General features: G+C 47.3%; 5 protein-coding genes. All 5 read left to right on the top strand.

The annotated features are described in order from the left end of the window. The first annotated feature begins 3 nt into the window (after positions 1-3). The 5 genes from tgt (at position 4) to E0L13_RS05335 (ending at position 5,599) form a co-directional block, all read left to right on the top strand. A complete protein-coding gene (gene tgt, locus E0L13_RS05315; RefSeq protein WP_087478047.1) occupies positions 4-1,110 on the top strand; it encodes a tRNA guanosine(34) transglycosylase Tgt in 1,107 nt (368 codons plus the stop codon). A gap of 58 nt (positions 1,111-1,168) precedes the next feature. Then, the gene (yajC, locus tag E0L13_RS12015) at positions 1,169-1,621 is read left to right on the top strand and encodes a preprotein translocase subunit YajC (RefSeq protein WP_331225480.1); all 453 of its coding nucleotides are present in this window, start codon (positions 1,169-1,171) and stop codon (positions 1,619-1,621) included. A gap of 188 nt (positions 1,622-1,809) precedes the next feature. Further along, complete coding sequence (gene secD / locus E0L13_RS05325) at positions 1,810-3,045, top strand: protein translocase subunit SecD (protein ID WP_168060821.1); 1,236 nt, start codon at positions 1,810-1,812, stop codon at positions 3,043-3,045. Next, positions 3,042-3,977 (top strand): protein translocase subunit SecF, encoded by a 936-nt coding sequence (secF, locus tag E0L13_RS05330; protein WP_154876577.1) that lies wholly within the window; start codon positions 3,042-3,044, stop codon positions 3,975-3,977. Before secD ends, secF begins: the two co-directional genes overlap by 4 nt. Positions 3,978-4,297: 320 nt before the next feature. Beyond that, the gene (locus tag E0L13_RS05335) at positions 4,298-5,599 is read left to right on the top strand and encodes an MFS transporter (RefSeq protein WP_095629506.1); all 1,302 of its coding nucleotides are present in this window, start codon (positions 4,298-4,300) and stop codon (positions 5,597-5,599) included. Positions 5,600-6,074: the final 475 nt, after the last annotated feature.

A 6,074-nucleotide genomic window follows, 5' to 3' on the forward strand; every position in this document is an offset into this window, starting at 1 on the left:
ACGTTGGTTATTACTTACGAACTGCAGGCCGAATGCGACGGCGCCAGAGCCGGCATCCTGCGCACTCCTCACGGAACCTTCAAGACGCCTATGTTTATGCCCGTAGGCACGCAGGCGACGGTCAAGACCTTGTCGCCGGAAGAGCTGTACGACATGGGCGCCCAGGTCATCCTGAGCAATACGTATCACCTGTTCCTGCGGCCCGGCGAAGACCTGGTCAAGGAAGCCGGCGGCCTGCACAAGTTTATGAACTGGAAGCAGGCTATCCTGACGGACAGCGGCGGATTTCAAGTATTCAGCCTGGGGCAGATGCGCAAGATTACGGAAGAAGGCGTAACCTTCCGCTCTCATTTGGACGGCTCGAAGAAATTCCTGTCGCCTGAAGTATCTATGGACGTGCAGATGGCCCTTAATTCCGATATCGCCATGGCCTTCGACGAGTGCATCCCGTACCCTTCGGACTACGACTACACCCTCCATTCGACGGAGCGGACGAGCCGCTGGGCCAAGCGCTGCCTGGATCACCACCATAGCGATACGCAGGGCTTGTTCGGCATCGTCCAGGGCGGCATGTATGTGGACCTGCGCCGCAAGAGCTGTGAAGAATTAGTAGACATGAATTTTGACGGATATGGCATCGGCGGCTTGAGTGTTGGCGAATCTAAGGATATAATGTATGATATACTAGATCATACGACGCCCTACCTGCCGCAGACGAAAGCCCGGTACCTCATGGGCGTCGGCACGCCGGACTGCCTCGTCGAGGGCGTAGCCCGCGGCGTAGATATGTTCGACTGCGTCTTCCCGACGCGCGTAGCCCGCAACGGCATGGCCATGACCCATACGGGCCGGCTGACCGTGCGCAACGCAAAATACGCCAGGGATTTCTCGCCCATTGAAGAAGGCTGCGGCTGCTACACGTGCCGCAACTATACGCGGGCCTATATCCGCCATCTCTTCAAAGCGGAAGAACTGCTGGCGTACCGCTTAGTCAGCATTCATAATTTGTATTTCCTGCTGCAGTTTATGCGCGACATGCGCCAATCCATTCTGGACGGCACGTTCCGCCAGTTCCGGCAGGAATTTTGGAAGCGATATCAAGATGCATAATATTTCGTATCTTGCATATATACCATATCATTAAATGTTGGAGGTGAATACAGTGGACATGATGGAACAGTTAAACGCCTTTTGGCCGATTATCCTCATGGTAGTCATTTTCTATTTCATGCTTTGGCGTCCGCAGAAAAAGCAGCAGAAACAGCGCCAGGAAATGCTGAACAGCCTGAAAGCAGGAGTTAAGATTATCACTGCCGGAGGTATTTACGGCACGATCGTATCTCTTCACGACGAATATCTCGTCATCCGCGTAGCCGATAAGGTAGAAATCAAGATTACGCGCAACGCCGTCAACCAGGTCTTGGGAAAGCAGGATCGGTCGGAAGGGAAGAAATCCAAAAAGGCGGAAAAGAAAGCTGATCCGAAGCCTGTAGAAAAAGGGGCGGAAGCAAAACAGGCCGACGCAACGCCGGCAGAACCGAAGGCTGCCGAACCAGCACAGGCTGAAACAGCAGCTCCGGCTGAAGAAAAGAAAACTGAAGAATCGCAGGACGCGAAGTAACACCTTTGAAAAGCCATGAATGACCGGCTCCGCGCCATTTCCGGGCGGGCCGGTTCATGGCCTTTTTGCATGGGCCGGCGAAGGCCGGGCCTTGGGGAAGCATGACGAAGCAGACGGCGGAACGCCGCCGTTTATAGTATAGACTACTGTATTTATAAGAGGAGGGAAACCTGTTGCGGACCCGTAATATGATAAAGTTTTTTGGGGCGGTCGCCATTATATTGGGCGTGTTCCTGACCTTCATTTATCCGCTGGCCAACTCGATTAAACAGGGCCTGGATTTGCAGGGCGGCACGCATATCGTCCTGGAAGCGGAAGATACGCCCGATGCGCCGGTCACGGAAGACTCGCTGAACCGCGCCGTCTCTATCGTCGAACGGCGTATCAATGAAATGGGCCTGACGGAACCGCTGGTGCAGAAGGAAGGCGCCCGCCGCATCATCGTTGAGCTGCCCGGCGAAAAGAATCCGGAAAAAGCCATCGAAACGATCGGCAAGACGGCCGTCATGGAATTTAAAGATGAAAGCGGCGCGACGCGCCTGACCGGTAAGGATTTGAAAACGGCGAAGGAGCAAATCGAAAACGGCAACCAGAACGTCGTCGCCATTGAATTTACCGATGAAGGCGCCGACAAGTTCGCCGATTTGACGGCAGCCAACGTAGGCCATAAAATCGCCATCCTGCTGGACGGCGAAGTATTGACGGCTCCCGTCGTCAACGAACCAATTACCGGCGGCAAGGCGGTCATCACCGGCAGCCGGACGCTGGAAGAAGCGAAAAATCTGGCTATCCTGCTTCGTTCCGGCGCATTGCCTGTCAAGCTGAAGGTCATGGAAGTGCGGACTATCGGGCCGAGCCTGGGCCAGGATTCGAAGATTAAGAGCGAAAAGGCCTTTGCCATCGGCATCGTCCTGATCATGATCTTCCTGGTCGTCGTATACCGCATGTCCGGCATCGTCGCCAACGTAGCCCTGCTGGTATACGTCCTGATTCTGCTGTCTATTTTGAAATACCTCGACGCGACGCTGACCTTGCCCGGCATTGCGGGGATTATCCTGTCCATGGGCTTTGCCGTCGACGCCAATATACTGATCTTCGAACGATTTAAGGAAGAGGTGCTCGTAGGGAAGACCTTGCGGACGTCGATGGAGGCCGGGTTTAAGCGGGCCTTCCATACGATTCTCGACGCCAACGTATCGGTTATGATTGCAGCTATCGTCCTCATCGTCATGGGGGCCGGTACGGTCAAGGGCTTTGCCGTCAACCTGGCCTTAGGCCTCATCGTCAGCATGTTTACGGCTATTATCGTCAGCCGTTCCCTGCTGACCTGGTTCATTAACACGAATCTCATCACCAATCCGTGGTTCTACGGATTGAACCGCAAGGTGCCGGAACACATGCTCAAAAAGGGGGGACGGAAATGAGTTTTGATATTGTAGCCCATAAGAAATGGTGGTTTACCCTGTCGTCCGTCCTGGTCGTCCTGAGCGTCATCTCCATCTTTATCAACGGCTTTAACTTCGGCATCGACTATACAGGCGGCACGATTTTGGACCTGCAGTTCAAGCAGCCCGTTACGGTAGCCCAGGTGCGCGAAGTCATCGATGACTCCAATATGAATTTGGAAAACAGCGTTATCCAGCTGTCGGGCGTCACGGATCAGGAATCGTCTCAGGAAGTGATGATCCGCATGCGCAACCTGGAAAGCGACGAAAGCAAGGCCATTTCCGATCAGCTCAACGAAAAGCTGGGCGGCGCGGAAGTGAAGCGTATCGAATCGGTCGGCGCCGTCATCGGCTCGGAAGTCACGAAGAATGCCGTGACCAGCCTGGCCGTGGCCTTTATCGCCCTGGCGGCCTATATTTCCTTCCGCTTTGAATATAAGATCGCCATTTCGGCTATCGTATCCATCCTCCATGACTTGATCATGGTATTGGGCTTTTTCTCCTTCTTCCAGCTGGAAATCGACGCCTCCTTCTTGGCGGCTATCCTGACGGTCGTCGGCTATTCCATGAACGAAGCCGTCGTCATTTTCGACCGCGTCCGCGAAAACACGAGGACCCACCGCCGCACGGATACGTATGAAAAGCTGGCTCACGACAGCATTTCCCAGAGTATCCACCGCAGCATCTACACGCTGACGACGGTACTCTTTGCCTGCGGGGCCCTCCATTTCTTCGGCGGCGAATCGACGAAGAACTTCTCCCTGGTCATGCTCATCGGCTTCATCAGCGGCGCCTACTCGTCCATCTGCGTAGATACGTCCCTGTGGGTCGTATGGAAAAATTATACGGCGAAAAAGCACGGTTCGAAGCGTGTTGTTCATGAAGAAAAAGAGGAAGTAGAAGAAAATTAAATATACACGGATAACCAATGGTAATCCATTAAAGCATTATAGGTTAGGTATAAACCAGTACCAATGTAAGGAGTTCTTACATTGGTACTGGTTTATTTTTTGTGATTTAAGCAGGTGATTTATGTGCTATAAATGATGGAATGTAAATGGTTTTTATGAATAAAATTATGAATAAAATGCATTTCATTTGTTGAATGATACTAATAAAATATATTCATGATTAAATATTGACGTTTTATGTGTAGCGTGCAATAATATAAACATAAAAAACGTAAATACGAATTAATTCGTATTAAGAAACAAAAAAAGGAGAGAGTAGAATGAACAACGAAAAACCTACGAAAGTGAGATGGATGGTATTTGCTTCTTTATTTGCATTATGTACAGTCAACTACATTGACCGTGCTGTTATTTCTGTATGTATGCCTGCAATTGAAGAAGAACTTCAGTTTGGTCCAGAATTGGTTGGCGTTATTTTAAGTGCATTTTTTTGGGGATATACTGTAATGCAAATTCCAGCAGGATGGTTTGCAGATAGGTTTGGTCCGGGAAAGACTATTTTAGGCTCAGGTATTTTGTGGGGCGTTTTTCAAATGATTACAGGTTGTCTTCACAGCAGTACTGCTTTTATGATTGTTCGAGCACTATTGGGAGCTTCTGAAGCCCCTATTTATCCCGCTAGTAGTAAATTACAATCTGTATGGCTAACAAAGAATGAACGGACTCGTGGAGCTGCTATTGTTGATGCTGGCTCGCCTTTGGGCACTGCTATTGGAGGTCCATTGATTGTAGCTTTCCTTGCTTGGTTTGGGGGATGGCGAGGTGCTTTAATGGGAGCGGGTATTTTGACCATCTTGGTAGTTTTATTATGTTATCCGTTTTGTAAAGCTACGCCAGATACAAGTCCAAGAATTAATGCTGCAGAACGTGAATATATAGATAATGCGTTAAAAGATGAATATAAAATATCTGGAGATGCAAATCAAAAATTATCTGTTGGATTAACAAGATATTTAAAAAGTTTTACATTTTGGGGAATGACTTTGGGATTTATTTGTTATGATTGCTTTTGGTACGGATTGATGACATGGGGACCCATGTACTTATCACAAGTTTTTAATGTCAACATTATGACAATAGGCACGTCCATATTTATCGTTTTTGGCGTTGGCGTTATTGGTGAATTATTTGGAGGATTTTTTATTGATCATCTAAAAGAAAAGGGAATTGACCCTAATAAGATTGTCAAATGGTCTTTTGGAATTTTAGGTGTTTTGATGGCTATAGCTATGTATTTCTTGAGCAATGCAACTAGCATTACCATGGCGATCATTTATTTATCCTTTGCGATGTTTTGTGAACGTTGGGTGGGTTGTACATTCTGGAGCTTACCTGCAACAATATCGCAACGAGACGATGTTGGTATCGTTGCAGGATTTATGAATATGTTAGGAAATGTTGGTGGCGCAATTGTTCCTGTTTTAGTCGGTATCATTGTTATGGCGACGGGGAACTATTATTGGGCAATCATTCTATTCTTAGCTTTTGCATTAGGAATTAGTTTCTTCCCATTAATTATGAATTTGAATAAAAAAGTAGGTGCTGATATTTTAAAAGCATAAGAGATAAAATACATTTTTCTTTCTGACCGAGAAGTAAGGGGAATGATTTGCAAATATGTAAATCATGTAAAGATATGAAAGGCGTAATATTGGAATGCGCATTTTTTAATGATTTGAAAGACGAGTGATTATAAAGTGATTCATGTGAACTGTGTATCGTATCAACTATATTTACAAGTACTCCAAACCGGTTAGTCAATAATTTTGGACATAAGGAAAAAGCTTATCGCACATGCATACTTGCATGTGCGGCAAGCCTTTATCTGTATTTATGATATTCTAATAATTTAGTAGGATGAAGATCGTTTTATGCTCATTCGGAGCTTTTATGGCAATACTATTGAAGCTGGTCAGATAAATATTTTTATGTGAATGTATTTGAGGTGTCATCTTTTTAGAAGATGGCAAGATCAAGCTTTTGTATGTTTATTTATATCAATGTATACAAAAAAGGGTATGAATTGATGAAATATCT

Origin of the sequence: Megasphaera sp. SW808, from assembly GCF_012027795.1 — a bacterium.
Lineage (GTDB): Bacteria > Bacillota > Negativicutes > Veillonellales > Megasphaeraceae > Megasphaera > Megasphaera stantonii.